27 protein-coding genes are annotated in these 24254 nt (G+C 69.1%); 14 read left to right on the plus strand and 13 right to left on the minus strand.

Annotated elements, in window-relative coordinates:
- The first annotated feature begins 402 nt into the window (after positions 1–402).
- Positions 403–1089, plus strand: a complete 687-nt coding sequence (locus tag AC0IY1_RS15885) for a response regulator transcription factor (protein ID WP_055946426.1) — start codon at positions 403–405, stop codon at positions 1087–1089.
- A 16-nt stretch (positions 1090–1105) separates the two neighbouring features.
- Here AC0IY1_RS15885 and AC0IY1_RS15890 read toward each other — a convergent pair whose 3' ends face one another.
- On the minus strand, positions 1106–1357 hold the full coding sequence (locus tag AC0IY1_RS15890) for a DUF6894 family protein (RefSeq protein ID WP_055946424.1): 252 nt from the start codon (positions 1355–1357) through the stop codon (positions 1106–1108).
- Between the two features lie 15 nt (positions 1358–1372).
- A complete protein-coding gene (locus AC0IY1_RS15895; RefSeq protein ID WP_103708998.1) occupies positions 1373–2095 on the minus strand; it encodes a Crp/Fnr family transcriptional regulator in 723 nt (240 codons plus the stop codon).
- Between the two features lie 336 nt (positions 2096–2431).
- Between AC0IY1_RS15895 and AC0IY1_RS15900 the strand changes: the two genes are divergently transcribed.
- The 5 genes from AC0IY1_RS15900 to AC0IY1_RS15920 all read left to right on the plus strand — a co-directional run bounded on the left by AC0IY1_RS15900 (position 2432) and on the right by AC0IY1_RS15920 (position 6692).
- Positions 2432–2890: a cyclic nucleotide-binding domain-containing protein gene (locus AC0IY1_RS15900; protein WP_471770767.1), complete on the plus strand. Its 459-nt coding sequence runs from the start codon at positions 2432–2434 to the stop codon at positions 2888–2890.
- Positions 2891–3267: 377 nt separating this feature from the next.
- Positions 3268–3582 (plus strand): hypothetical protein, encoded by a 315-nt coding sequence (locus tag AC0IY1_RS15905; RefSeq protein WP_471770769.1) that lies wholly within the window; start codon positions 3268–3270, stop codon positions 3580–3582.
- 387 nt (positions 3583–3969) lie between these two features.
- Complete coding sequence (locus tag AC0IY1_RS15910; RefSeq protein ID WP_146056331.1) at positions 3970–4371, plus strand: hypothetical protein; 402 nt, start codon at positions 3970–3972, stop codon at positions 4369–4371.
- A 217-nt stretch (positions 4372–4588) separates the two neighbouring features.
- Entirely contained in the window at positions 4589–5443 is an 855-nt protein-coding gene (dapD, locus tag AC0IY1_RS15915; protein WP_055946411.1) for a 2,3,4,5-tetrahydropyridine-2,6-dicarboxylate N-succinyltransferase, read from the plus strand.
- Positions 5444–5816: 373 nt separating this feature from the next.
- Complete coding sequence (locus AC0IY1_RS15920; RefSeq protein ID WP_103709001.1) at positions 5817–6692, plus strand: alpha/beta fold hydrolase; 876 nt, start codon at positions 5817–5819, stop codon at positions 6690–6692.
- 66 nt (positions 6693–6758) lie between these two features.
- Here the strand turns inward: AC0IY1_RS15920 and AC0IY1_RS15925 are convergent, their stop codons facing one another.
- On the minus strand, positions 6759–7613 hold the full coding sequence (locus tag AC0IY1_RS15925) for a manganese catalase family protein (protein WP_055946408.1): 855 nt from the start codon (positions 7611–7613) through the stop codon (positions 6759–6761).
- Positions 7614–7904: 291 nt separating this feature from the next.
- Between AC0IY1_RS15925 and AC0IY1_RS15930 the strand changes: the two genes are divergently transcribed.
- Positions 7905–8516 carry a cysteine hydrolase family protein gene (locus AC0IY1_RS15930; RefSeq protein WP_471771022.1) on the plus strand — a complete coding sequence of 204 codons (612 nt, stop codon included), beginning with the start codon at positions 7905–7907 and terminating at the stop codon, positions 8514–8516.
- 5 nt (positions 8517–8521) lie between these two features.
- Here AC0IY1_RS15930 and AC0IY1_RS15935 read toward each other — a convergent pair whose 3' ends face one another.
- The 5 genes from AC0IY1_RS15935 to AC0IY1_RS15955 form a co-directional block, all read right to left on the minus strand.
- Entirely contained in the window at positions 8522–9181 is a 660-nt protein-coding gene (locus AC0IY1_RS15935) for an NrsF family protein (protein ID WP_471770772.1), read from the minus strand.
- Positions 9174–9782 carry a sigma-70 family RNA polymerase sigma factor gene (locus AC0IY1_RS15940; protein ID WP_055948545.1) on the minus strand — a complete coding sequence of 203 codons (609 nt, stop codon included), beginning with the start codon at positions 9780–9782 and terminating at the stop codon, positions 9174–9176. Before AC0IY1_RS15940 ends, AC0IY1_RS15935 begins: the two co-directional genes overlap by 8 nt.
- Before the next feature lie 252 nt (positions 9783–10034).
- On the minus strand, positions 10035–10817 hold the full coding sequence (locus AC0IY1_RS15945; RefSeq protein WP_471770774.1) for a creatininase family protein: 783 nt from the start codon (positions 10815–10817) through the stop codon (positions 10035–10037).
- Between the two features lie 160 nt (positions 10818–10977).
- The gene (locus AC0IY1_RS15950) at positions 10978–11361 is read right to left on the minus strand and encodes a CsbD family protein (protein WP_471770776.1); all 384 of its coding nucleotides are present in this window, start codon (positions 11359–11361) and stop codon (positions 10978–10980) included.
- A gap of 146 nt (positions 11362–11507) precedes the next feature.
- On the minus strand, positions 11508–11720 hold the full coding sequence (locus tag AC0IY1_RS15955; protein ID WP_055946396.1) for a CsbD family protein: 213 nt from the start codon (positions 11718–11720) through the stop codon (positions 11508–11510).
- 356 nt (positions 11721–12076) lie between these two features.
- On the opposite strand from AC0IY1_RS15955, the gene oxlT reads away from it, so the two are divergent.
- From oxlT to AC0IY1_RS15975, 4 genes are read left to right on the plus strand one after another with little or no spacing between them, the layout of a single operon-like run.
- Positions 12077–13423: an oxalate/formate MFS antiporter gene (gene oxlT / locus AC0IY1_RS15960; protein ID WP_471770778.1), complete on the plus strand. Its 1347-nt coding sequence runs from the start codon at positions 12077–12079 to the stop codon at positions 13421–13423.
- A gap of 4 nt (positions 13424–13427) precedes the next feature.
- Entirely contained in the window at positions 13428–14192 is a 765-nt protein-coding gene (locus AC0IY1_RS15965) for a fumarylacetoacetate hydrolase family protein (protein WP_471770780.1), read from the plus strand.
- Positions 14193–14247: 55 nt separating this feature from the next.
- On the plus strand, positions 14248–15258 hold the full coding sequence (locus tag AC0IY1_RS15970; RefSeq protein WP_471770782.1) for a ketopantoate reductase family protein: 1011 nt from the start codon (positions 14248–14250) through the stop codon (positions 15256–15258).
- A 20-nt stretch (positions 15259–15278) separates the two neighbouring features.
- Positions 15279–16835 carry an acyl--CoA ligase gene (locus AC0IY1_RS15975; RefSeq protein ID WP_471771025.1) on the plus strand — a complete coding sequence of 519 codons (1557 nt, stop codon included), beginning with the start codon at positions 15279–15281 and terminating at the stop codon, positions 16833–16835.
- 74 nt (positions 16836–16909) lie between these two features.
- Here AC0IY1_RS15975 and gshB read toward each other — a convergent pair whose 3' ends face one another.
- Positions 16910–17866, minus strand: coding sequence for a glutathione synthase (gene gshB / locus AC0IY1_RS15980; protein ID WP_471770784.1), 957 nt, complete (start codon positions 17864–17866; stop codon positions 16910–16912).
- 75 nt (positions 17867–17941) lie between these two features.
- A complete protein-coding gene (locus AC0IY1_RS15985; RefSeq protein WP_244477193.1) occupies positions 17942–18154 on the minus strand; it encodes a hypothetical protein in 213 nt (70 codons plus the stop codon).
- Between the two features lie 603 nt (positions 18155–18757).
- Between AC0IY1_RS15985 and AC0IY1_RS15990 the strand changes: the two genes are divergently transcribed.
- Positions 18758–18970 (plus strand): hypothetical protein, encoded by a 213-nt coding sequence (locus AC0IY1_RS15990; protein ID WP_055946379.1) that lies wholly within the window; start codon positions 18758–18760, stop codon positions 18968–18970.
- Positions 18971–18992: 22 nt separating this feature from the next.
- Positions 18993–19808, plus strand: a complete 816-nt coding sequence (locus AC0IY1_RS15995; protein ID WP_471770786.1) for a hypothetical protein — start codon at positions 18993–18995, stop codon at positions 19806–19808.
- An 8-nt stretch (positions 19809–19816) separates the two neighbouring features.
- On the opposite strand, the gene AC0IY1_RS16000 is transcribed toward AC0IY1_RS15995, so the two are convergent.
- The 3 genes from AC0IY1_RS16000 to AC0IY1_RS16010 form a co-directional block, all read right to left on the minus strand.
- Positions 19817–20413 (minus strand): DUF1254 domain-containing protein, encoded by a 597-nt coding sequence (locus AC0IY1_RS16000; RefSeq protein WP_471770788.1) that lies wholly within the window; start codon positions 20411–20413, stop codon positions 19817–19819.
- On the minus strand, positions 20410–20976 hold the full coding sequence (locus AC0IY1_RS16005; protein ID WP_471771026.1) for a DUF1214 domain-containing protein: 567 nt from the start codon (positions 20974–20976) through the stop codon (positions 20410–20412). The genes AC0IY1_RS16000 and AC0IY1_RS16005 overlap by 4 nt, the downstream gene beginning before the upstream one ends.
- 174 nt (positions 20977–21150) lie before the next feature.
- Positions 21151–23394, minus strand: coding sequence for a transglycosylase domain-containing protein (locus AC0IY1_RS16010; protein ID WP_471770790.1), 2244 nt, complete (start codon positions 23392–23394; stop codon positions 21151–21153).
- Between the two features lie 302 nt (positions 23395–23696).
- Here AC0IY1_RS16010 and AC0IY1_RS16015 point away from each other — a divergent pair, with 302 nt between their 5' ends.
- Positions 23697–24251 (plus strand): YcgN family cysteine cluster protein, encoded by a 555-nt coding sequence (locus tag AC0IY1_RS16015; RefSeq protein WP_471770792.1) that lies wholly within the window; start codon positions 23697–23699, stop codon positions 24249–24251.
- Positions 24252–24254 lie beyond the last annotated feature (3 nt).

A 24254-nucleotide genomic window follows, 5' to 3' on the forward strand; every position in this document is an offset into this window, starting at 1 on the left:
GGGTGGTGGGCGTCCGGGGGGGCTGCCGCGCCGGGGTCGGGATCCGCTTCATGGGGCGCTTATCGCGTGGGCCGGCCCGGCTGCCAAATCCGGCCCCGCGCGGAAACCGCGATCGACCTCCTCAAAACCGCGATCGGGCCCCTCGGCCGAAGCATGTCCCTGAAACTTTTCGTGGGCCTGCACCGTTTGCGGGGTGTTAGGCTGCGCACAACCGTATTGTGCGCAGTCCGGATTGTTGGTTTAATGCACCCGATGTGATTGACATACAGCAAGACGACGGCCGCGTGTCATCATCCTGCTTCGGGGTCGCGGTGCAACCGTCGATCTTCACGACTCACCGCCCGTCCGCGGACCTGAACACCGCTGGCGGATCCTGCAAACTGCCTGAAAGTCCTTCGGTCGATGCCGAATACCCATCGCCTGCTGATCTGCGACGACGACGCCTCGCTCCGCGAGACGCTGATGGAGCAGCTCGATCTCTACGACGAATTCACCGTGCTGACCGCCCTGGACGGCCAGAGCGCCGTCACGCGCGTCACGGAGGATCGGATCGACCTGGCGGTGATGGATGTCGGCCTGCCCGACATGGACGGGCGCGAGGCCGTGCGGGCCATGCGCCGCGGCGGCTATCGCGGCCCCGTCATCATGCTGACGGCGCAGGATTCCGAGGACGACACCGTCGAGGGCCTGGAGGCGGGCGCCAACGACTACGTCACCAAGCCCTTCAAGTTCGCCGTCCTGCTGGCGCGCATCCGCGCCCACCTGCGCAGCCACGAGGCCAGCGAGGACGCGGTGTTCCAGATCGGTCCCTACACCTTCCGGCCCGGCGCCAAGCTGCTGGTCGGCGAGCGCGGCTCGAAGCTGAAGCTCACCGAGAAGGAGACCGCGATCCTGCGCTTCCTCTACCGGGCGGGGCGCGAGGTGGTCGGCCGCGACACGCTGCTGGCCGAGGTCTGGGGCTACAACGCCCAGGTCACCACCCACACCCTCGAGACGCACATCTACCGCCTGCGCCAGAAGATCGAGCCGAACCCGGCCCTGGCGGCGATCCTCGTCACCGAGGGCGGCGGCTACAAGCTGCTGCCGTAGGCGGGGCGATCCGCCCCTAGAACGAATCCGGCACGGTGTCGGCGAACGGAAGCGTGAAGACCCGCTCCCCCGCCTCGTCCGTCACCTCGACGGTGCAGGCGAACCAGTCCCGGATCAGGCTCATGCGGTGCCGGGCGATCAGGTCCTGCGCCAGGGTCCGGGCATGCCGGCGCGCCGCCGCGACGTCGGGCAGCTCGTCGCCCTCCTCGTCCACGGCCAGGTCGAGGGGACCGGTGTCGCAGCGGATGCTGAAGAAGTAGCGCGGCATCCGGCGGTCACCTCCCTAGGAAGGCCCGATCAGGCGGGCATATTCCGCCTCCGCCGAGCCGTAGCTCCCGTTCGCCATCTCCCGCAGGCGCGCCCGGTCCCGGATCGTCACGCGGCCGCGCTGGGCCCGGATGAGCCCGTTGCCCTCCAGGGTCTGGACCGCGATGGTCGCACTGGCGCGCTGGACCCCGAGCATCAGCGCCACGAAGTCGTGGGTGAGGCGGATCTCGTCGCCCTCGGCCCGGTCGTGGCACATCAGCAGCCAGCGGGCGAGGCGCACGTCGATGGTGTAGGTCGCGTTGCTGTAGGCGGTCGAGGCCACCTGCAGGCCGTGGACGTGGACGTAGCGCAGCAGGAAGCGCCGCAGGGTCTCGCTGCGGCCGACGGCCTCGGTCAGGGCGGAGGCCGGAAGGCTCAGCATCGTGCCGGCCTGCTGGACCAGGGTCTGGTGCGGCGTGCGGTCGGCATCGAGCAGGACCGGCGCGGCCCCGATCAGGCCTTCCCGGCCGATCAGCCCGATCTCGACCCCGCCGGTCCCGCCCTCGCCGCCATTGGCCACGACCGATCCGTAGCCGCTCTCGGGAAAGTAGAGGGTCTCGACGGTCTCGCCCGGCGCGATCAGGACCTGGAGGAGTTCGACCTCGACCCGCCGGAGGTCGGGCGCGAGGCGGTCGAAATCCTCGGGGGGAAGCCGCCGGAGCAGCCCGTTGGCGGAGGCGGATGGCTGGAGCCGTGTCATGGTCCCTGTCCGACAGGCAAGGGCACCCAGCACAATTCGGGTATCATCACCGAGAAGAAACGTCGAAGGTGCCGACACTCTAGCATCGTTCCCGAGGCGAGATAGTCGTCGCCCGCCTTTGTCGGGTGGCAGACGTTACGGGCGCCCCGGTGCTGGCGCGCGCGCCGCCGTCGCCGACACCGCCTCTGCTCCATCCTCCGCGCCATCCTCCGCGCGGTCGATCCGGCCGGGTGCTCCGCTCTCCCCCGTCCGGCGCCGGAGGCGCGCCGCCGCCGTTTCGCGTCCGCGCCGGTTCGGCTAAGCTCCCCCGGCAGCGCGGCAAGGAACGGACGCCAGGTGGGGCTCGACGACGACATCGCGATACTGAGCGCCGCGCCGCTGTTCGGCTTCCTGGGCCGGGACGCCCTGCGCCTGCTCTCCTTCGCCGCCGAGCGCCGCAGCCTCGCGGCGGGCGAGCGCCTGTTCGCGCAGGGCGAGCGCGGCGACGGCGGCTTCGTGGTGATGTCGGGCACCCTGACGCTGACCCCGCGGGGCGGCCGCGCCGCCCCCGTCACGGTCGGGCGCTCCAGCCTGATCGGCCGCCTCGCCCTGTTCCAGCGCGGCGAGCGCCCCTGCGACGCCGATGCGACCAGCCCCGCCGAGGTGGTCCGCATCACCCCGACCCTGATGCGCCGGGTGCTGGAGGAGTTTCCCGACGCCGCCCGGGCGATTCACGGCGAACTCAGCACGGACCTCGCCACCTTCGCGGGCGACCTCGCCAGCCTCGGCGACCGGTTCGACCGCATCGCGCCGTAACCGCCCGCCTCCGCCGGCGTCGGGGCTTCGCCCCGCGGCGCTGACGGTCCCCGCGATCTCACCCCACCGCCACCGGCCGGGCGGCCGCCGCAGGTCCGGACGACCCGGTGCCTTCGGTCGCCGAGGCGCCCTTCGCGCGGCCCGACCGGGCCCGCGGCGGCCCGACCGGGCGCGCGGCGTCGCGATCGAGGCACGCCGCCGGAGCGCCGAGGGCGCGCGCCGTTAAGGAGCCCGACATTCCGTCAGGCTATAGCCTTGGTCGAGTCGGGACAAACACACTAAGTTCGACTCGACCCCAGGCTCCTGATCCGCTCAGAGGGATGGGATGGGCCTGCTGTGTCATCGGTGATCATTGATCAGTTTGAGGAGATACTGTCATGAGCGTCGTAAAAATGGCCTTGGCCGGTTTTCTCGTCAGTAGTTCGGCGTGGCTCGCAGTGCCGGCGCAGGCGCATGAGAGCCTGCGCTCGTACATCGTCGCCCAAAACGCCGCCCATGACGCGAATGTTCGTGCGATTCAGTCTCGGAGAGACTTGCACGCCGCGAACGTTGCTGTGCTCCAGGGCGATTATGGTGCGGCCCAGGTGTACGGGCATGCCGCCGCCGTCCGGCAGGCGCAATCCGATGGAGACGCCCGGTTCGCGTATCACGCCGGCCAGGCCGCCCGCATCGAGCGCTATTACGGCGACTGAACGACGATCGCGCCCGGCTCGGTCGCCCCAGGTCCCATCGGGGCGGCCTGAGCCGGGGCCTCGTCCCGAACCCTTGCGACCCGAATCGCCGGCGGACGACGGACGCGGCAGCGGGACGGTCTCGGACCCGCATCCGTTCGATCCCGCCCGGAGCCGGCCTTTGCCGGCACTTGGCCGGCACCCGGCCGGCCTTTGTGGTCGTCGATCCCCTCCGCGGAAACCCTTTGTGATGGAATCGGGTGCAAGCTCGGTCGGAGGTGACATCCGGCGCACGTGGCATCCCGGCCTTCGGCCCGGGATCGCACGCCCGGGCCCCGTGTGCCCGCGGGCCCGGGTCGGCGCCCTGCGGAGGGACATGGGATGGCGGAGCGCCAGGAGGATCAACCGATGAGCCGGAGGACGCAGGCGGCGACCGTCGCCTTCTTCGGGCTGGCCGTCCTGGGTGCCGGATTCCTGATCTACGAGCAGTCGACCCGCCTGCTGGTCTGCTACGAGACCAACGCCACCCTGCCCGACGAGGCCTACGTCGACATCATGATCCGCGACATCGTCAAGAACGGCGATCACGGCGGACGGGCCTATGCCAACCGGCTCGACTATCTCGGGGACAAGACCGAGTGCTGCACCATCGAGCGGGTGCCCAGCCCCATCGCCGAGGGGCGGCCGGGCCGGCGCGAGGTCTCGGTCTCGGCCAAGTACTTCAACACCGCCATGAAGGACTACTTCTTCATCGAGCGGCGCTACGACGCCTGCGGCCATGCCAGCGCCAAGCCCATGACTGCGGGCTGATGACCGCGGGCGAATTTTTCCGGGTTCAGGTCTGCGGGGGAACGTCTTCGGGTGAACGTCCTCGGGCCGACGCCGTCCGGCCGGGCCGGTCGAGTCCGGCCGGGCCAGGGCGCCCGCCGGCGTGCCGCGCGAGGCCGCGCAAGGCCGCGAAGGTGACAGGCCGGACGGGCTTTTGTAAGCACGGGGCCCGTCCCGATCCGTTGCCGGAACCTGCCCCATGTCGCACCCCGCGTCCCCCACCGACCTCGCCGCCACCATCGAGACCGCCTGGGAGGAGCGTGCCGGCATCGACACCGGCACCAAGGGCGCCGTGCGCGAGGCCGTCGACGCGGCCCTCGACCTCCTGGATTCCGGCAAGGCCCGGGTCGCCGAGAAGGTCGGCGACGACTGGCAGGTCAACCAGTGGCTCAAGAAGGCGGTGCTGCTGTCCTTCCGCCTCAACGACATGGAGATCATCCATGGCGGCCCCGACGGCGCGACCTGGTGGGACAAGGTGCCCTCGAAGTTCGAGGGCTGGAAGAAGAAGCATTTTCGCGAGGCCGGCTTCCGCGCCGTGCCCGGCTGCGTCGTGCGCCGCGGCTCCTACATCGCCCCCGGCGCCGTGCTGATGCCGAGCTTCATCAACCTCGGCGCCCATGTGGGCGAGGGCACCATGGTCGACACCTGGGTCACCATCGGCTCCTGCGCCCAGGTGGGGAAGAACTGCCACATCTCCGGCGGCGCCGGCATCGCGGGCGTGCTCGAGCCGCTGCAGGCCAACCCGGTCATCATCGAGGACAACTGCTTCATCGGCGCCCGCGCCGAGGTGGCCGAGGGTGTGATCGTCGGCGAGGGCAGCGTGCTCTCCATGGGCGTCTACATCGGCGCCTCGACCAAGATCATCGACCGGACCACCGGCGAGGTCATGTACGGCCGCGTGCCGCCCTACTCGGTGGTGGTCTCCGGCACCACGCCGGGCAAGGACCTGCCCGACGGCAGCCCCGGCCCGGGCCTCTACTGCGCCGTGATCGTCAAGCGCGTCGATGCCGGCACCCGCTCCAAGACCGCCATCAACGAGCTCCTGCGCACCTGATCCGGGCGGCGCCGGGTCGCTGGACCGCGTTCCGGGCGAAGCCCCATTCGGAGCGGCGCCGGGTCGCTGGACCGTGTTCCGGGCGAAGCCCCTCCTGGGGCGGCGCCGGGTCGCTGGACCGAAATCCGAGCGGAGCCCCTCCTGGGGCGGCGCCGGGTCGCTGGACCGAAATCCGGGCGAAGCCCCTCCTGGGGCGGCGCCGGGTCGCTGGACCGAAATCCGAGCGAAGCCCCTCCTGGGGCGGCGCCGGGTCGCTGGACCGAAATCCGAGCGAAGCCCCTCCTGGGGCGGCGCTCGGTCGCGTGCCGGTGCGGCCGGCCATGCCCCATCTGGGGCCGGTGAGATCGTTCCGGATGCGAGGGAGAGGCGTACGATGATCGACCCGGCCCATTCCGCCCGCAGCTTCGCGCTGACCTTCGCCGGGCGTCGCGTGCCGACGCCCTACGACGTCGTCGGCAGTGGCCCCGACGCCCTGCTGCTGCCCGCCCTGTCCTCGATCTCGGCCCGGGTCGAGATGCGGCCCCTGGCCAAGGACCTCGGCCACGCCTATCGCTGCCTCGTGCCGGACTGGCCGGGCTTCGGCGACCATGTCCGCGCCCGGGTGCCCATGACCCCGGAGACGATGCACGCCTACCTCGACGCCCTGCTGGCGGCGGCCCCCGGGCCCTACGCCCTCGGGGTCGGGGCCGGCCACGCCGCCGGCTACCTCATGGCCGCGGCCCGGCGCCACCCCGGGCTGTTCGCGCGCCTCGTCCTGATTGCCCCGACCTGGCGGGGGCCCCTGCCCACCGCCCTGGGACCGGAGCGCCGGGGCCTGTTCGCCGGCCTGCGCCGGGCCGTGGAGCTGCCGCTCCTGGGCGACGCCCTCTACCGCATCAACATCAGCCGCCCCGTCATCGGCCGGATGATGCGGGCCCACGTCTATGCCGACCCCGACCACGTCACGCCCGGAGTCATCGCCGACAAGCACGCCATCACCCGTCAGAACGGCGGCCGCTTCGGCACCGCCGCCTTCGTCACCGGCGGCCTCGACCCGTTCGCGAACCGCCGGGACTTCCTCGACCTGTTCGAGGCCCCCGACCTGCCGCCGATCCTGGTCCTGCGGCCGGAGCGGGCCCCGCGCCGCTCCGGCGCCGAGATGGACGCGCTGATCGCCACCGGCCGGGTCGCCCGGGCCTCGGTGCCGGGCGCACTCAGCCCGCACGAGGAATATCCGGGCGAGGTGGCGGACGCGATCCGCGCCGGCTGAGCGGCGCGGGGCGAAACCCCCGCGACCTCGACACGACCCCGCCGGTATACCGGCGCGTCCCGCGCCTCACATCTGCTGGGTCTGCGCGCCGCTGTCGGGCCGCGCCGGACCGAGATTCGGCTCTTCGCCCATCGGCTCGTTCTGGACCACGGTGAACACGCCCTTGCCGTCGAGGGACGGCCCGCTGGTCCAGCGCCCCGCCGGCGGCGGCGAGCCGTCCCGGGTGGTGGCGAAGAAGTTGTAATTGAACTTCTCGTGTTCCTTGCTCTGCGGGAAGCTGTTCGGGATCGGCAGGTTGCCTTCGTGGCCACCCATCTCCTCGATCACCGCGAGCCACTGCTGCTGGTGCATGGTGTCGCGCGCGATGAGGAAGTGCAGCATGTCCTTCATGCCGGCATCATGGGCGGCATTGAACAGGCGAACCGCCAGGACACGGCCGGTCGTCTCGGCGGCGACGTTGCAATACATGTCCGCCGCGAGGTTTCCACTGGCGTAGACATGGCTCATGTCGAAGGGCACGCCGTCGCAATTGGCCGGATAGGCCGCCATGCCGGTGGAGAGGACGTGCCGGTGCAGCATGCCCTCGATGGTGTGGCGCGGGTTGCCGCCGCCCATCACGGCGCCCACGACCCCATCGGCCGCCCCCGCCTCCTGCAGCGTCGCCGGCGCGGTCTCGAGGTTCAGCGCCACCGCGGTGGCCAGCATCTCGATGTGGCCGATCTCCTCCGTCGCGGTGTTGAGCAGCATGTCGCGGTACTTGGTCGTCGGCCCGCGCGCGCCCCAGCCCTGGAAGAAGTACTGCATGCAGACGCGGATCTCGCCCTCGATGCCGCCGATCGCCTGCTGCAGCATGCGTGCGAAGATCGGATCCGGCTTGTCGACCTTCACCGGGTATTGGAGGCGCTTATCATAGTATAACATGCAGAAATCTCGCCATGCTCGAACAAAAACAGCCCGCTCGTCACGATAACGGCGGTGCGATGGACGTGCATACGGAGACGTTGGTCTCCGGATATCCCGAGAACCGTGAGAGTCACTGGGTGTTCAATTTTTTTAGAGGATGCAATTTCTTTCAGCTGAGGGCGCATCTAGCCTCGAGCACCGGCATCTTTCCACAGAACTCACGGCCCGAGCGGGGGTTGATCCAGGCGGACCAGCACGGGTCCTGTCGTGGACACTCAAGGGTCCTGTCGTGGACAATTAGGGGAGGGGATCGTGAGCGAGTGGCGTGCGCGCCCCGGTGCGCTGGGGCCGAACTGCCTGCATCTGTGCGTCGACATGCAGCGCATGTTCCTGGAGGAGACCGACTGGCACACGCCCTGGATGGCCCGGGTCCTGCCGCGGGTCGAGCGCCTCGTGGCCGCGCATCCGGAGCGCACCATCCTCACCCGCTTCATCCCCGCCCAGCATCCCGGCGAGGGTCGCGGCACCTGGGCCGGCTACTACCGGCGCTGGGCCTCGATGACCCGGGATCAGCTGCCGCCCGGCCTGGTCGACCTCGCCCCCGGCCTCGCCCGCCTCACGCCGCCGGCGGAGATCCTGGACAAGACCGTCTATTCCCCCTGGCTCGGCACCGATCTCGATGCCCGCCTCCAGGCCCGCGGCGTCGACACCCTGGTGATGACCGGCGGCGAGACCGAGGTCTGCGTGCTCGCAAGCGTGCTGGGAGCCGTCGACCTCGGCTACCGGGTCTTCGTCGTCACCGACGCCCTGTGCAGCTCCTGCGACGAGGCGCACGACGCCCTGCTGACGATGTACCATCGCCGCTACGGCCAGCAGGTCCACCCCGTGACCACCGAGGAGGTCCTGCTCGCCTGGACGTGAGGCGGTCAGCCATGTCTGAGCAGGCGTCCGCCGGCCAAGCCGTTGGCCCCGATCACGAGGCCGACCACGAGCGCGTGCAGGGCAAGGTCCGTCGCGGTGGCGTCGTGCGGATGGAACGGCACCAGGAGCGCCGCCGAGGCCGCCGCCGCCGAGAGCCCCGCCAGGGCGGCGGTCAGGTTGGGGCGCAGCGGACAGGCCCGGCGCAGCATCCAGACGAGAGCCAGCGACAACGGAAGCGAGAAGGTGAGGAGGAACGCGACGCATCCGCCGGTCTGGTGCATGTCGGCGGGATCGGCACCAGGCACCGCCCAATCGCGCAGGCAGCCGACGCCGCTGGCCCCGATCCAGAGGGCGGCCGGCGCCAGGGGTAGCAGGGCCCAGGTGGAGGCGCGCCCCGGTACGCTGGTCTGGAACGCCGCGACCGCCGCCGCGACGGCGGTCAGCACCGCCCCGAGCGCGGCGTAGCGCAGATCCGCCACGGCCATGCGGGTGCGCAGGGCCTCGAGATCGGCGAAGGGCATCAGGGCGAGGCCCAGCCCGGCGGCGGCCGCGCACCAGGCGAGGGCCCGGAAGGCCGGCCCAGGCAGCCGCCGGACGGGCTGCAGACCGACCGCGAGGCTGTCCACCAGACGCTCATGCGCGGACGTTCGGGCCGTGTCAGACATCGTGGGTTCCTCGCTCACCTGCCCGGGGCCCGGCCTCGTCCCGGTCCGCGGAGCCCGATCCCAGCGTCCGTCGCAGGGCCTTCAGTGCCCGGTGCAGGTTGACCTTCAGGGCACCCTTTGTGCGCCCCGTCAGGGCGGCCGTCTCGTCCAGGCTGCGCTCCTGAAGCGCGAGATGCTCGACGGCCTGGCGCTGGCCTTCCGGCAGGGCGGCGACGGCCCGGGCCAGGACCCGCTCCCGGTCGCGCGCCTCCAGGCGGTGGCCCGGCGCCGGCCCCCGATCGACCTCCGCTTCGTAGGCGATGGGATCGTGGACTTCCCGCGGGCGGCGACCGGCCCGGCGCATCCCGTCGATGGCCCGGCGCTGGGTGATGGCGCGCAGCCAGGGCAGGAAGGGCCGGGCCGGATCGTAGGTCGCCCGCGCCCGGTGGATCGTCAGCAGCACGTCCTGCACCACGTCGTCCACGGCATCCGCCCGGACCCCCTGCGCCCGCACCATTCCGGCAATCACCGGAAGGCAGTCGCGCAAAAGGCGGCGATAGGCCTCCGCGTCACCTGATTGTGCGGCGGCCATGTCGGATGCGAGCGCCTGATCCTGGCTCATGCGTGCGGTGAATCCGCTGGCCGCCGCGGAGTGCCGGACGACCTTCGCCCAGCCGAAGGCGTCGCGGGTCCGCAGGGTCGGCCGATCGTGTCCAGCCGGGACGGCACAGGCCATCGGGGGTGCTCCATGATCCGAGAGGCCGACATCGGGGTCGGCTCTCCCGCATCAGGCTTGTTCGCTCCCGTCTCCCCGGAGGTTACGGAGCGCATGGGACCGACCTCACGAAATTCTCCTCTCACGCGGAAAAGCGGATCACGCGACAAGGCTGAAGCGGTCGACGTCGCGCAGGAGATCGAGGAAGGCGCGGGCGCCGTGGTCGAGGGCGCGGTCCCCCGCCTCCGCGGTCCCGAGCCGGGCGTCTCCGATGGCGCCGGCCGGGTTGAGGTCCTCCGCCCGCCAGGCGAAGGCAGCGGGACGGCCCGCGCGCAGATGGGTGAAGGTCTGCGCCATGGCCAGCGTGCGCGGCGTGAAATTCGCGATCTCGGAACGTCGCACCAGATCTGGCCGCAAGGCCAGCATCAGGGCGGTCTCGACGCCGCCGCCATGGATGCCGTGACGGATCTCCGCCTCGGGGAACAGTCCGTCGGGATAGCCGAACCGACTCCAGGCGGTGGTCACCGCCACCATGGCGTGGCGCCCGCGCAGGTCACCGGCCACGAGGTCGATCAGGCCGCTATTGCCACCATGCGAGGTCACGATGACGAGCTTGCCGCAACCGGCGCGGCGGACGGCATCGCCGATCCCGGTCCAGGCCTCCAGGGCCGTCGCGGTGGTCAGTGACAAGGTCCCGGGGAAACTCGCGTGCTCGTCGGACTTGCCGACGACCTGGGTCGGCAGGAGCAGGACGTCGAGATCTGCGGCTGACAACGTCGTGAGGCGCGCCAGATAGCCCTCGGCGATGATCGCGTCAGTGGCCAGCGGCAGGTGCGGGCCGTGCTGCTCGATGGCGGCGACGGGCAGCACCGCGATGGTCCGGCCCATGTCGCGATCCCGGAACTCGTCCGTCGTCAACTCGGCCCAGTGGCGTATCGGCATCTCCGCTCTCCTCGGGCGAAGCGATCGGGACGCCGCGCGCAGCCCTGCCTGCCACGGAATCCCTGCCTCCTCCAAGGGGCGCGCCGTACCGGACCGTCGAACGCGAGGAAGGCCGGAGGCATGAATGCCCCGGCCCTCTCTCAGAGGGTGGATCGACGATTCAACGGGTGCGTCGCAGGAGCCAACCGGCGCCAAACGCGGCGGCAGCCACGAGGAGGAGCGTGGTACCCTTGTTCTCATCGGCCCGCAGGGCGACGGCGCGACTGCGTCGGACGGCCTCGTCCTGATACAGCCGACCACGGTCCTGAAGGTCGCCCGCGATCGCCCGGCTCCGGTGACGAGCCCCGTCGATAAGATGGGCTCCGTCGCGCTGGATCTCATCGGCGGCGGTGCGGGCCCGCCCATAGGCAGACTGGACGGCTCCGGCTGCCTGATCGTAGGCGCCCTCGGCCTGCGGACGAACCCGTCCAGTCACGGCACCGAGTGCGGAGCGCCCGCGGCCCCGGATATTCCGGATTCCACCCTCGATCTGGTCGCGGTTCATCTTGAAGATCCTTCTCGTCTCGTCCCTTGCCGGCACAACCGAACGTGCGCGGTCTCTTCGGCCAGGACTGTTTCGATGCTGCGGCGGGTCGGCCCGGCAGCCCGACGCCTCGGCCCATCCGGAGCCGAGGCGCAGGGACGATCCGCTCAGATCTTCTTGACGGCGTCGGCCGCGCTCTGGGCCGCACCCTTGATGCCGTCCTTGGCATCGCCGACCGTCTTCTGGGCTTCGCCCTTCAATTCCTGAGCCTTGCCCTCGGCCTGCAGCTTCTCATTGCCGGTTGCCGAACCAATGCCCTGCTTGATGTTGCCGACGGCCTCGTTGGCGAGACCCTTGATCTTGTCCGTCGTACTGCTCATCAAACGCTCCATCAAGTTGGTGTCAGGCTGAACGTCCGGTCGCAGAATGCAACCCGGCGTCGTCAGGCAAGCGTAACGGTGCCTACTGCCGTTGGTTCCATATCCGACAGTTCCCCGCACGCGAGGCCCCCTGTTGGCTATGCCTCCCGACGCGGCGCCGCAAACGTCTCTCTTGCATCGCAAGAAGATCGACTGTCCGGATGCCCGGTCGCCCAGCATCTCAAATTTTTTAGCGGCTTAACCCAAAAATTTTGCAGACGAACGGAAGGTTTGCCCGAGGTATAGATCCTTGAATTCAAAATAATTGCCGATAAAACCGAAACTCCCAAACAAGAGTTGAGTCGAGGAAGCCGCCCATGACCGCGCGTACTGCTGCGCCTGTCCCGCCCGGGACGACGTCGATCGCGCCCGCCGGCGTCGCTGCAAGCCGCGTGGCGCCTGCGGCGAAGGTGGATGCGCCCCCGCTCGGTCGGTGGGGACAGCTCGTTCTCGGCGTGCTGTGCATGTCGATGATCGCCAACCTGCAATATGGCTGGACGCTGTTCGTCGATCCGATCCAGCAGAAGTTCGGTTGGGAGCGCACTGCGATCCAGTGGGCCTTCACGATCTTCGTGGTGATGGAAACTTGGTTGGTGCCGATCGAGGGCTGGTTCGTCGACAAGTACGGTCCGCGCCTCGTCACCATCTTTGGCGGCGCCCTCTGCGCCCTCGGCTGGGTGTTGAACGCCTATGCCGACACATTGACCTTGCTGTACGTGGCCGCCGCCATCAGCGGCGTCGGCGCCGGCGCGGTCTACGGCACCTGCGTGGGCAATGCCCTGAAGTGGTTTCCAGACAGGCGCGGCTTCGCAGCCGGCCTCACCGCCGCCGGTTTCGGCGCGGGCTCGGCCCTGACCGTGATCCCGATCGCCAACATGATCCGCGACTCGGGCTACCAGCACACCTTCTTCGTGTTCGGCCTCGGCCAGGGCTTGATCGTCATGCTGGCGGCGCTGCTCCTCGTCTCGCCCAGCGCCGCCTTCAAGGATCGGATGCTGGCCGGCCGCACCGCGACTGTGAACACCGTCACCCGGCGCCAGTACTCGACCGCCGAGATGGTCCGGACGCCGGTCTTCTGGCTTCTCTACCTCATGTTCGTGATGATGGCCGCCGGTGGCCTGATGGCGGCTGCCTCCCTCGCTCCCATCGCCAAGGACTTCAAGGTGGCAGGGGTCGAGGTCTCGCTCATCGGCATCACCCTGCCGGCCCTGACTTTCGCGCTCACCATCGACCGGGTGCTCAACGGTGTGACGCGACCGTTCTTCGGCTGGGTCTCGGACAAGATCGGGCGCGAGAACACGATGGTCATCGCTTTCATGATCGAGGGTGCTGGCATCCTGGCGCTTGGGATGTTCGCCCATATCCCCATGGCCTTCGTGCTGCTGACCGGCCTCGTCTTCTTCGCCTGGGGGGAGATCTACTCCCTGTTCCCAGCCACCTGCAGCGACACCTACGGCGACAAGAACGCTGCGGCCAATGCCGGTCTCCTCTACACCGCAAAGGGCACCGCTGCCCTGCTCCTGCCCATCCTGCTCATGATCCAGGCCAAGACCGGCAGCTGGCAGAACGTGTTCTACGCCGCCTCCGGCATGGCCTTCCTGGCCGGGTTTCTCGCGCTCTTCGTGCTGAAGCCGATGCGCGCCCGGTTCATCGCCCGGAGCTGACCCGATGGCACGCTGGCTCCGCTACCTCCACGACGGCGCGCGCGGCTTCGGCCGCCTCGACGGCGAGACCATCCACGTTCACACGGGCGATCTGTTCGCCGAACCGACACCCACCGGCGCGACCCTGCTGCTCTCCGAGGTCACCCTCGACCTGCCGTGCAGGCCTTCGAAGTACATTGCCCTGTGGAATAACTTCCACGCCTCCGCAGAGAAGCAGGGCCTGACCCGGCCCGACGTGCCGCTGTACTTCGTGAAGCCGGCAAGCTGCTACCTTGCGAGCGGCCAGACGATCACGGCGCCTGAGGGCTCAGGGCGACTGCTGTTCGAGGGCGAACTCGGGATCGTGATCGGAAAGCGCGGTCGAGACCTCACGCCGGAGACGGCGGCCGCGCACATCTTCGGCTACACGTGCGTGAACGACGTCACCGCCCTGGAGGCGCTGAAGGCCGATCCGAGCTTCGTGCACTGGACCCGCTCCAAGGGCTTCGACGGCTTCGGCCCCTTCGGCCCGGTGATAGCCACCGGCATCGATCCCGAGGTGCTCGATGTGGCGGTGCGGGTGAACGGGCGCGAGCGCCAGCGCTATCCTCTCGCCGACATGATGCGCCGGCCCGCCGAACTCGTGGCCGAGCTCTCTCGGGACATGACCTTGGAGCCGGGCGACCTCATTGCCTGCGGCACCTCGGTGGGCAGCGGCCCGATCCCCAAGGGCGCCACGGTGGAGGTCGAGATCGCCGGCATCGGCGTGTTGTCGAACAGCGTTTCATGAGACACCCGACGCCCACGAAGCGGCCGTGATCAGGACAGGTTTTAAGGACACCCATATGAGCATCGCGATCGTCGGCGCCGGCGCCATCGGAGGATTTCTCGGCGTGCGCCTCGCCCATGCGGGCGAGGACGTCACCTTCATCGCGCGCGGCGCCAACCTCGACGCCATCCAGCGGAACGGTATGCGGCTGATCGAGGAGGACGGCTCCGAGATCCACGTGACGAACCTCAAGGCCACCAAGTCGATGGCCGAGGCGGGCCAGCACGACATCGTGCTCCTCACCGTCAAGGCGCATCAGGTCGGGCCGATCGCGGCCGACCTGCACCACCTCATCGGACCCGAGACGATGGTGGTGACGATGCAGAACGGGATCCCGTGGTGGTACTTTCTGCAGGGGCATGGCGGGGACCTGACGGGTACGCACCTGGAGACCGCCGATGCGGGCGGCCTCATCGCCCAGCACCTCGACCCGAAACACGTCATCGGGTCGGTGGTATACCCGGCCGCCGTGCTCACCGAGCCCGGCGTGGTTCAGGTGGTGGAGGGCCACCGCTTCGGCCTCGGGGAACTGGACGGGTCGATGTCCCCGCGGGTGCAGTCCCTGGCCCAGACCCTGATCAGGGCGGGCTTCCGCGCTCCGGTGACCAGCGACATCAGGGCGGAGATCTGGCTCAAGCTGTGGGGCAATCTCAGCTTCAACCCGATTTCGGCGCTGGCCCACGCCACCCTGGTGGACATCTGTCAGTTTCCCGAAACCCGCGCTCTCGCCGCCGACATGATGCGGGAAGCGGAGACGATCGCGAACCGCCTCGGCGTCACCTTCAAGCTCGGCATCGAGCGCCGCATCGCGGGTGCCGAGAAGGTCGGCGCCCACAAGACATCGATGCTGCAGGACGTGGAGGCCGGGCGGCCGATCGAGCTCGAGGCTCTGGTCGGCTCGATCATCGAACTCGGGCGCCTCACCGACACCCCGACGCCCCATATCGACACCGTTTACGCCCTGATGCGCCTCCTCGCCCAGAGCCTGGAGCGAGCGCAGGGGCGCCTCTCCATCACGCCGGCCTGAACTCCAGACATTCGAGGATGATGACCATGGCCGAGACCGCCGCACTGACGACCGCCGCCACCACTCTCCACGCCCTGATCCGCGCGGGGGCCGAGGAGGCTACCGCCCTGTCGAGCCCCGGTGGTGTGCCACTAACCTTCGGTCAGCTCCGTACGCTCACGGACCGGACGATCGCGGCCCTCAACGCGCAGGGCATTGGTCGGAACGATCGGGTCGGCATCGTCCTCGACAATGGGCCGGAGATGGCGGCCGCCTTCATGGCCATCGGAGCGGGCACGACGGCGGCCCCCCTCAATCCGAGCTACAAGGCGGACGAATTCACGTTCTATCTCTCTGACCTCAACGCCCGCCTGCTGGTCGTCGCTGCAGGCTCCGAGAGCCCGGCAGTGGCCGTGGCCGCGCGCCTCGGGGTGCCGGTGGTGCGTCTGACGCCCACCCCGGCGGAGGGGGCCGGCAGCTTCAATCTATCCTTCGAGGGCTCCGCCGCAGCTCCGGCGGCCCAGGGCGGCCCGGCCCAGCCCGACGATATCGGCCTCGTGCTGCACACCTCGGGCACCACCTCGCGCCCGAAGATCGTGCCCCTGAAGCAGTCGAACGTCTGCGCCTCGGCCCGCAACATCCGGACCACCCTGGCCTTCACGGCCGAGGATCGGGGCCTCAACATCATGCCGCTGTTCCACATCCACGGGCTGATCGCCGGCATCCTGGCGCCACTCTCGGCCGGCGGCCAAGTCTGCTGCACCCCGGGTTTCAACGCCTTGAAGTTCTTCGGTTGGATGAACGAAGTCCACCCGACCTGGTATACGGCGGTGCCGACGATGCACCAGGCGATCCTGGGCCGCGCCTCCCGCAACCGGGAGATCATCGAGGCCAATCCCCTGCGCTTCATCCGCTCCTCTTCTTCCTCCATGCCGCCGCAGGTCATGAAGGAAATCGAGGAGGTTTTCGGCGCACCTTTGATCGAGGCCTACGGCATGACGGAGGCCTCTCACCAGATGGCCTCGAACCCACTCCCGCCGCGCCCCCACTACGCCGGATCGGTCGGTCTCGCCGCCGGTCCGGAGATTGCCATCGTGGACGAGGATGGCGAGCCCCTGCCCGCCGGCGAGACCGGCGAGATCGTCATCCGCGGCGACAACGTGATGGCGGGCTACGAGAACAACGACAAAGCCAATGCGGAAGCCTTCACCAAGCAGGGCTGGTTCCGCACCGGCGACCAGGGTTCGCTCTCATCCGAGGGCTACCTGACCATCACAGGGCGTCTCAAGGAGATCATCAACCGAGGCGGTGAGAAGATCTCGCCCCGCGAAGTCGACGAGATTCTCATGGACCACCCGGCGGTCTCGCAGTGCGTCACCTTCGCGATGCCGCATGACAAGCTCGGCGAGGACGTCTGCGCCGCGATCGTGCTGCGCGAGGGACACCACCTCGTCGAGAAGGAGTTGCGCGGCTTCGCCTCGGAGCGGCTCGCCGCCTTCAAGGTGCCGGCCAAGATCATGATCCTGGACGAGATCCCGAAGGGCGCCACCGGCAAGCTCCAGCGGATCGGCTTGGCGCAGAAGCTGGGTCTGGTCTGAAGCTGAAACGAACACGCGGCAGGTCCAGGATGTCCCGGACCTGCCCGGACGGGTCGTCCAACCCTCGGAGTCGCTCAGGCTGACAGGACCCTGCCGACGCGGCTCTCGATCGCGTCCCAGACCGAGACCGCCAGATCAGGCCCGCCGAGGCGTTTGATTGCCCGGATCCCGGTCGGCGAAGTGACGTTGATCTCGGTGAGATTGCCGTCGATGACGTCAATCCCCACCAGGATCAGTCCCCGACGCTTCAGCTCCGGGCCTATGGCGGCGCAGATCGCGCGCTCGCGTTCGGTGAGATCCGAAGCCGCCGCCGCTCCACCGCGGACCATGTTCGAGCGGATGTCGTTGAGGGCAGGCACTCGGTTGATCGCGCCCATCGGCTCGCCGTCCACCAGAATGATGCGCTTGTCGCCCTCGGTGATGCGCGGCAGGAAGCGCTGCACGACCCATTGTTCGCGGAACGTCACCGAGAACAGGTCGAACATCGAGCCGAAATTCGCGTCCTCCGGCAGGACTCGAAACACCGCGGCTCCGCCATGCCCGTGCAAGGGCTTCATCACGATGGCGCCATGCTCGGCCCGAAACGCCTCGATCTCCGCCTTGTCACGGGTGATCAGGGTCGGTGGCATCAACTCCGGGAAGTCGAGGACGAACAGCTTCTCGGGCGCATTGCGGACCTCGGCCGGGTTGTTCACCACCAAGGTCCGCGGGTGGATCCGCTCCAGCATGTGGGTCGCGGTGATGTAGGCCATGTCGAAGGGCGGGTCCTGGCGCATCAGGACCACGTCAACGCTGGACAGGTCGATGCGCTCGGCGGGCCTAAGGGTGGCGTGCGCCCCCTCCACGTCCTGCACCGTGAGGGCCTCGACGCGGGCCGTCACGACCTGCCCCTGCATCGACAGTCGATCGGGGGTGTAGTGAAGCAGCCGGTGTCCCCGCGCCTGGGCCTCGAGCAGGAGCGCGAAGGTGGTGTCTCCGGCGATCCGGATCGCCTGGATCGGATCCATCTGCACCGCGACGGTCAGGGTCATGCTGTCAAACCTCTGTCTGGGGACGGGCCGCGTCGATGCCCGTCCCGACCGTAATGCGGTGTGCCGTGCGGCACCTTACTTCTGCGATTTCCCGCCGGTACGGCGGTCGTAGTCGCCGATGGCGGCCTTGCACTCGGGCGACAGGCGGGCACGGTTGCGATCCATGCAACGTTCCGCATCCTGGCTGTTGGGATCCACGCCGGCACACAGGCGGAAATAATCGTTCGCGCATCCCAGCTGAAGGCCCTGGTCCTCACGCTGGGCCTGGGCCGGGCTGACCGCCACCATCAGGAGGGCGAACGGCGCAATCCGCAGGGCCGTGTTGAGTCCTTTGTTGGAGCTCAAGAGTCGGGAGATAACCACGCGCATCCGGCGGTGTCCTTCAATCGAAAGTGGGGTGTGCGAAAGGGATAATGCGTTGGACGGGAGAGTGCGTTCGCGAAGAGTCAGGTCGTTCGAACGGAAGCGACACGGCATATCGGGCGCGACCGGCCCTTAGCAAGCGCTCCCGCCGCCGCGTGTTCCATGCCTTCGATCCCGCACCCAGCGGGGTTCGAAGCGCCACGATGACGCCGCTCCCGCAAAAAAGCCCCGCTCGCCGGGCGAGCGGGGCCGAGTACAAGGGAGGAAATGCCCGCCATGGGCAGTCCACGGCTTAGCAAATCGTGGGCCATGGCATGAGCCGAGGAGCGTGGCAGGGAAGCCACGCCCGATCGGCCTGCCGTGAGTAGGGCATGGAAGACGAAGGCGCTCCGGCCATCGCAAGGTTCCGTTAACCACCCCATGCTGATCTCTGACGGCATCACCCCGATACCGGAACGGCCCGGATGCGGTGGTGGCAGGCCCGGCGACGGCTCGCCTCAGAGATCGAATGGAATCGGAAACCAGCCGATGAACACCCACAGGTTGCCCGATACCGGCGGCGCCGATCGCCGCCCCGAGCGTCCGACGGCCACGGTCGTGACGTTCCCGGCCCCGGCGCGCCGCTTCCGGAGAGCGGACGCGGATGCGCCGCGGGGCGCCATCCTGCTCTTCACCGGAATTCGCTACGAGCGCATGCCCGAGCCGGAAGCTCCCGCGCCGCGCCTGCGCCGCCGGTCCTGACACCCGGCCGACGCGCGCCCGCATGGTACCCTTTTCCCGGACCGGACGCCGGCAGGCCCTGCGCCTGGCACCCTTCGCGACGCTGGCGCTCCTCGCCGGCTGCGCGCAGGGGGGCGATTTCGGGCGGCCCAAGGCCGGCGCCTGGAACAGTCTGATCGAGACCACCGGGACTCTGGCGGCGCGGGAGCGCGAGGAGCCGGCCTCGGCCTTTCCTTTCACCGACGAGGAACGCGCCCTGCGCGATCGCGCCTGGCGCTTCCTCATGCCGGCGGCCGGGCACGACGCGTTCACGGACATTCTCGCCAATCTCACGCGCACTCGGGTGCTGCCCGCCTCCTGGCGAACCGACGATCCGGCCGCCTATCACGACACCTTGATGGCTGAGAGCTTTCGCTCGCCAGTCTCGCGCTACCGGCGTCTGTCGGAGGATATCGGCACCGATGCCCGGCTGATCCCGCAATTCGCCGCTGTGGCGATGCGGGTGAAGGAGGGCGACGCCCTGCGCCTGCGCAGCCTGCCCTTCGCCAAGAGTCTGGACGACGGCGACGTACGCCAAGCCGCCATGCGGGTGGCCGAGAACCGCTGCCTCATCGCCTGGGTCCGCTTTGAGACCGGTCGCCGCTCCCGCCGCTACCGCTATGCGCTTGAGCACCTGCTGATCGAGGCGCCGGGGCCGGAAGGCTTGGCGGTCGGACAGACCTTAGCCGCCCTCGACGGACGGAGGCCGCTGCTTGATCCGTTGGTGCCGCCGGAAGCCGAGGCCCGATGCGGGCTGCTGCCGGAGACGGACGGCGTGGTCCCGATCCCTGCGCCGAGGCCGATCGTCGCGAAGCATTGAGGGCTGCTTCAGCCGCCGGCCTTCTCGTCGCCAGGGCTGTCGACGGTGCAGGAGACCGCCTGTACCGCCGCGTCGGCCGCCGCGCGTTGGCTCGGCAGGGCCGCGATCACACGCACGACCACGAACCCACGGGTGTCGCCGGCGACGATACGGACGTCGTGGCTGACCTCGTCCTCGTCGGCGTTGGCGAGCGCCTCGTCGTATTGTGCCCGGGTGAGCACCACGAGGTCGAGGGCGCCGCGCACCGCCGCTTGATCGGTCACCGCGTAGAATGCCCCCCGCGGCCCGTGTACCGCCAGGGACAGCATCAGTGCGCCCGTGCGCGCTGAAACCCGCATCGGTCCCTCGGAGAGGTCATAGGCGCAGAGCCCGACCGCCACCGCCGGATCCGGAATCGGAAGCCACGCTTCCACGGGCGGTGTGGTGTCGCCGGCCGCCACGGTGTTGATCGCCAAAGGATGGTCGAGGTTCTCTCCGGAACGCGCCCGCGATAGGGCATCGGACTCCGCCAGGCGCGGAATCAGCAGGATTGTGGCCCCGTGCACGAGGCCGGCGAGAACCAGTCCCGACAGGCTGGCGACGAGAAAGCGTCCCCGCGGCGTCATACGGCGCACCCAGTCCGGGTGATGGCCGGCACCGCCGAGCGGTCGAGGCTGCCCGCGCTGGCTGCCACGGGCGTGTCGTACAGGCGCAGGGCGAGCCGTACCGGCCCCTTGGCACGGGGCATTGGCAGCCAGTTGCCCGGCTGGACCTCCGGTGAAAGGGTGATCACGAACTGCCCATCGGCCTCGCGCAAAATCTCGGTGGCGGTGAAGCCTTCGCGCATGGGGGCGCTATCCGAATCGCGCGGCCCGCGTCCGGCCACCGTCACGGTCCAGGCACGGGCCGGCGGCGTCACGCCCGCCACGCGGTAGGTGCAGGCGGCATCGAGTTGCCGTCCGGATTCGTCCTGTTCGGCCGTGAGCAGCATGCCTTCACCGACCGCCAGTGGGATCTCGCCGCGCCGCGCGTTGACCGCACGGGCGTAAGGATCCGCACCCAAGGAGCCGACTTTCGGCCAAGCGGTCCAGGCCCCCACCCGGACGCCGCCGAAGAGATAGCCACCCCGCGTGGCGTAATCGGCCGTTGCGAGGCCGAGTCCCGCCCCCAGTGCCAGGGCGTAGAGCATCAGCGTCACGGTCGAAGCCTTGCGCACGCCGTGTCGCAGTGCGCGCGTCACGCGTCCGCCGGTCTCGGAGACCGGGCCTGCTTCCCGGCTCAGAGACTCGGAAGAGCGTGTTCGGGTCTGGTCCGGACGCAACCGCGCGACCGTCTCGGCGAATGTCATGCGCATGATCGCCGGTTACGGTGTGCCGATGCGGCCGCTGACGGCGCGGACCCCGTCCGCCACCGAGCCGGGGGCGTTCACGGGCTCAAGGGCAGAGGTTTTCTCGGGTGCTTTCAGGGAAGTTTTCTCCACCTGGCGGAACAGGCCGTTCATGCTGCCGATGACCTCGAAGGAGCGCCGGGAGAGTTTGCCGGCCGCGCTCGCCGCGGCGTTCACGGGGGCCGCGCTCTGCCCCGACTGGGCCACCGCACGGCCCGGATCCTTCAGGCCCGGCATGGGTTTGAGCTCGATACCCTGGTGGGCGACTTCCATCACGTCATGCCACGTCATGGCCGGCAACGAGCCGCCGGTCATCTTGTTGGTGGAGGTATGATCGTCGTTGCCGAACCAGACGGCGCCGACGTAATTGCCCGTGTACCCGACGAACCAGGCATCCCGGTAGGCGTTCGTGGTGCCGGATTTGCCCGCGACCTTGATGCCTTCCAGTGCAGCGCGCTTGCCGGTGCCTTCCTCGACGACCTTGGTGAGCATGTAGTTCATGTCGGCGACCACCTGGGTCGACAGCACCTGCTGCATCGGCTCGTCGGCATGGCGGTAGATCACATCCCCGGACGAGTTGCGGACCTCCATGGCCGCATAGGGCTTGGCCCTGCGCCCACCATTGGCGAACACCGCGTAGCCGGCGGCCTGGTCGATGACGTTCACCTCCGCCGAGCCGATCGGCAGGGAGACGGAATCGGTCAGTTGGGTGGTGATGCCCATGGCGTGGGCGGTCTCGATGATCTTCTTGCGCCCGGCGGCGGCCGCCCGGGCTTCGTGGGAGATGCCCATCGCCTTGCCCAGGGCGATCGACACCTGAATCGGGATGGTATTGATGGATTTCGCCACCGCAACGGTGAGCGTCGTGGCACCCGAGAACGAGCGCCCATAGTTCTGCGGGCACCAGTTGCCGATGCAGACGGGCCGATCGACGACACGGGTGTCCGGGCGATACAGGCCTGAGGCGAGACCGGCGGCGTAGACGTAGGGCTTGAACGATGAGCCGGGCTGGCGAAGGGCGTCGGTGGCGCGGTTGAACTGGCTCTCGCCGTAATCGGCACCGCCGACCATCGCCCGCAGGGCCCCGTCCGGATCGAGGATCACCATGGCGGCTTCGTCGACCTCGTACTGGTCTCCGAAGCGGCGCAGGGTGTTCTGCACCACCTCGTCGGCCCGGCGCTGGATGGTCAGGTCGAGGGGCGTCTTCACGGTGAGGACGCGGTCGCTGCGAAAGCGACCGGCATCGGCCATCTGCTTGATCTCCCCGAAGGCCCAGTCGAGATAGTAGTCCGCTGTGATGTCGCGGGTCCGGGTCACTGGTGTTGCGGGGTTGCGCAGCGCGGTCTGGATCTGGCCCTCGGTGAGGAAGCCGGCCTCGACCATGTTGTGCAGCACGTCGCCGGCGCGGGCGCGGGCCGCCGGCAGGTTCACGTGGGGGGCGTACTTGGTCGGCGCCTTGAACAGGCCCGCGAGCATCGCGGCCTCGGCCAGGGTGATGTCCTTGAGCGGCTTGCCGAAATAGTAATCCGCCGCTGCCACGGCGCCGAACGTGCCGCCGCCCATGTAAGCACGGTCGAGGTAAAGCTTCAGGATCTCGTTCTTGGAGAGGTGGCTCTCCAGCCAGAGCGCCAGGAAGGCCTCGTTGATCTTGCGTTCGAGGGAGCGCTCGTTGGTGAGGAACAGGTTCTTGGCGAGCTGCTGGGTGATCGACGAGCCGCCCTGGGTGTTGCCGCCACCGCGCGAATTCGACACCAGCGCGCGGGCGGTTCCGATGGGGTCGATGCCCCAATGCTCGTAGAAGCGCCGGTCCTCGGTGGAGACCAGCGCCTTGATCATGATGTCTGGAAAATCGTCGAGTTTCAGTGAATCGTCGTGCTTGATGCCGCGCCGTCCGACCTCGGTGCCGTAGCGGTCGAGGAAGGTCACGGCGAGGTCCTGGGCCTTCAGCCAGTTGTCGCTGGTCAGGTTGAAGGCCGGCTGCGCCAGGGCAAGCATCAGGACCGCGCCACCCGTACCGAGGGTCACCGCCTCGCTGGTCAGGTCGAGGGCGAAGCGTTTCCAGCCCCGCACCGAGAAGACGTTCATGCGCTCCTGGAAGCGCTCGTAGGTCTCTCCCGCCGTGCGGCCGCCGTCGTACAGGCTCGCGTTCACCCAGGCGTCGAAGGCGAGGGCGGCGTGCTTGATCCGAGTCGTGAGGGAGGTCGCTTTGGGCAGGCGCACCTGAGTTCCAGTCCTTCCGCACCCGGTTCCGGCACGACGCCGGCCCGCGCGATCCTAACAACACCCGCGCCCGGCCGCGAGGCTTCGTTCGCGGGAACGCCCGACAAGGGCAAGCGTCCCGCCGCCGCAGGCCATAACCTGTTCTTAACCTTGATGCTGGAATGGGGCGGCGTGGTGGCGTGGCGCCTCCCGACGCGGCGCGGCGTCATGCCGTGCGCCGGCAACGCTTGCTCCCGGGGCCGCGTTGCGGCACAGGAGCGGATCATCCGGATCCTCGCCGCTCCCAGCCCAAGGTGTTCCCCATGCGGGACCGCTCGGCCGCGCGTTCTCAAACGCAGCAGGCCTTCCCCGAAACCGTCCGTTCCGATCTCCCGGCTTCTCCGACCGACGAGCCGTTCTGGCGGACCAAGAGCCTGGAGGCGATGTCCCCGGCCGAGTGGGAGAGCCTGTGCGACGGCTGCGGTCGCTGCTGCCTCCTCAAGCTCGAGGACGAGGATACGGCGGAGGTCTACCACACCGATGTCGGCTGCACCCTTCTCGACGGCCATGGCTGCCGCTGCCGCGACTACGCACGCCGTCAGAAGCGGGTGCCCGACTGCGTGCGCCTGACGCCCGAGGCGGTGCGCACGATCCCGTGGCTGCCGCCGACCTGCGCCTATCGCCTGATCCGCGAAGGCCGCGATCTCTATGCTTGGCATCCGCTGGTTTCAGGCCGCGCGGCCAGCGTGCATGAGGCCGGCATCTCCGTGCGTGGCCGCGTCTCCGGCAACGAGGAGGAGTTCACCGCCGACGAACTCCTCGATCGGATCGTAACTTGGCCCAATCGCACGCCGGAGACCGAGGACGATGCCGAATAGGCG

The sequence above is a fragment of the Methylobacterium sp. AC690 genome (genome assembly GCF_979256535.1).

Coding starts and splice junctions, on each gene's coding strand:
- AC0IY1_RS15885 (WP_055946426.1), top strand. CDS start 403: ATGCCGAATACCCATCGCCTGCTGATCTGCGACGACGACGCCTCGCTC.
- AC0IY1_RS15890 (WP_055946424.1), bottom strand. CDS start 1,357: ATGCCGCGCTACTTCTTCAGCATCCGCTGCGACACCGGTCCCCTCGAC.
- AC0IY1_RS15895 (WP_103708998.1), bottom strand. CDS start 2,095: ATGACACGGCTCCAGCCATCCGCCTCCGCCAACGGGCTGCTCCGGCGG.
- AC0IY1_RS15905 (WP_471770769.1), top strand. CDS start 3,268: ATGAGCGTCGTAAAAATGGCCTTGGCCGGTTTTCTCGTCAGTAGTTCG.
- AC0IY1_RS15910 (WP_146056331.1), top strand. CDS start 3,970: ATGAGCCGGAGGACGCAGGCGGCGACCGTCGCCTTCTTCGGGCTGGCC.
- dapD (WP_055946411.1), top strand. CDS start 4,589: ATGTCGCACCCCGCGTCCCCCACCGACCTCGCCGCCACCATCGAGACC.
- AC0IY1_RS15920 (WP_103709001.1), top strand. CDS start 5,817: ATGATCGACCCGGCCCATTCCGCCCGCAGCTTCGCGCTGACCTTCGCC.
- AC0IY1_RS15925 (WP_055946408.1), bottom strand. CDS start 7,613: ATGTTATACTATGATAAGCGCCTCCAATACCCGGTGAAGGTCGACAAG.
- AC0IY1_RS15935 (WP_471770772.1), bottom strand. CDS start 9,181: ATGTCTGACACGGCCCGAACGTCCGCGCATGAGCGTCTGGTGGACAGC.
- AC0IY1_RS15940 (WP_055948545.1), bottom strand. CDS start 9,782: ATGAGCCAGGATCAGGCGCTCGCATCCGACATGGCCGCCGCACAATCA.
- AC0IY1_RS15945 (WP_471770774.1), bottom strand. CDS start 10,817: ATGCCGATACGCCACTGGGCCGAGTTGACGACGGACGAGTTCCGGGAT.
- AC0IY1_RS15950 (WP_471770776.1), bottom strand. CDS start 11,361: ATGAACCGCGACCAGATCGAGGGTGGAATCCGGAATATCCGGGGCCGC.
- AC0IY1_RS15955 (WP_055946396.1), bottom strand. CDS start 11,720: ATGAGCAGTACGACGGACAAGATCAAGGGTCTCGCCAACGAGGCCGTC.
- oxlT (WP_471770778.1), top strand. CDS start 12,077: ATGACCGCGCGTACTGCTGCGCCTGTCCCGCCCGGGACGACGTCGATC.
- AC0IY1_RS15965 (WP_471770780.1), top strand. CDS start 13,428: ATGGCACGCTGGCTCCGCTACCTCCACGACGGCGCGCGCGGCTTCGGC.
- AC0IY1_RS15970 (WP_471770782.1), top strand. CDS start 14,248: ATGAGCATCGCGATCGTCGGCGCCGGCGCCATCGGAGGATTTCTCGGC.
- AC0IY1_RS15975 (WP_471771025.1), top strand. CDS start 15,279: ATGACCATGGCCGAGACCGCCGCACTGACGACCGCCGCCACCACTCTC.
- gshB (WP_471770784.1), bottom strand. CDS start 17,866: ATGACCCTGACCGTCGCGGTGCAGATGGATCCGATCCAGGCGATCCGG.
- AC0IY1_RS15985 (WP_244477193.1), bottom strand. CDS start 18,154: ATGGTGGCGGTCAGCCCGGCCCAGGCCCAGCGTGAGGACCAGGGCCTT.
- AC0IY1_RS15990 (WP_055946379.1), top strand. CDS start 18,758: ATGAACACCCACAGGTTGCCCGATACCGGCGGCGCCGATCGCCGCCCC.
- AC0IY1_RS15995 (WP_471770786.1), top strand. CDS start 18,993: ATGGTACCCTTTTCCCGGACCGGACGCCGGCAGGCCCTGCGCCTGGCA.
- AC0IY1_RS16000 (WP_471770788.1), bottom strand. CDS start 20,413: ATGACGCCGCGGGGACGCTTTCTCGTCGCCAGCCTGTCGGGACTGGTT.
- AC0IY1_RS16005 (WP_471771026.1), bottom strand. CDS start 20,976: ATGCTCTACGCCCTGGCACTGGGGGCGGGACTCGGCCTCGCAACGGCC.
- AC0IY1_RS16015 (WP_471770792.1), top strand. CDS start 23,697: ATGCGGGACCGCTCGGCCGCGCGTTCTCAAACGCAGCAGGCCTTCCCC.